The organism is Massilia sp. CT11-108, from assembly GCF_047302915.1.
In the GTDB taxonomy this organism is placed as follows: domain Bacteria; phylum Pseudomonadota; class Gammaproteobacteria; order Burkholderiales; family Burkholderiaceae_D; genus Telluria; species Telluria orientalis.
In genome coordinates, this window is sequence record NZ_JBKYMO010001138.1 from 1 (window position 1) to 628 (window position 628).

2 protein-coding genes are annotated in these 628 nt (G+C 69.9%); one reads left to right on the forward strand and one right to left on the reverse strand.

The window, feature by feature from the left end; translation table 11 throughout:
• On the forward strand, positions 1–188 hold a 188-nt coding region (locus ACEN88_RS33615; RefSeq protein WP_413346678.1), incomplete at its 5' end, for a sensor histidine kinase.
• On the opposite strand, the gene ACEN88_RS33620 is transcribed toward ACEN88_RS33615, so the two are convergent.
• The coding region (locus ACEN88_RS33620) for a ComEC/Rec2 family competence protein (protein ID WP_413346680.1) at positions 189–628 on the reverse strand (440 nt) is incomplete at its 5' end. It abuts the gene before it with no gap.

Here is a 628-nt window from a genome sequence, read left to right on the forward strand (position 1 = left end):
CCGAACACCTGGGCGACGTGTTCGAACCCTTCTTCCGCTCCAACCCCACGCGCAACAACGTCGACGGCCACGGGCTCGGTCTCGCGATCGCCAAGCGGGTCGTGGAGACGCATGGCGGACGGATCTCGGCCGCCAACCGGGCCGAAGGCGGCTTGCGGGTCACGATCACGCTGCCGCGCGTGGTCTGATCAGCGCCCGTACCAATAGCGCGCGTGGTCGGTGCGGTAGCTGCGCCAGGCCACGTCCTCGCCGAAGTCCAGCACCAGCGCGCCCGCGTCGTCCGTCCTGAGTCGCTCGACCCCGAGCGCACCGTAACGCTCATACACCTCCAGCTTCGGGTGGTGGTAGCGATTGCGGTATCCGACCTGGAACACCGCGACTTCCGGCCGCACGGCCTGCAGGAAGGCCAGCGTGGACGACGTGCCGCTGCCGTGGTGCGGCGCCAGCAGGACGTCCGCGCGCAGGCGATCCGGGGCGCGCTCGACCAGCGCCGCTTCCTGCGCAGCCTCGATGTCGCCGGCCAGCAGCACCGTGCGCCGGCCGTTGCTGATACGGAGCGTGCAGCTGCGGGCATTCGTCTTCAGGTGCGCGTCATCGTAGCTGGCCGGCGTCGGATGCAGCATGTCGA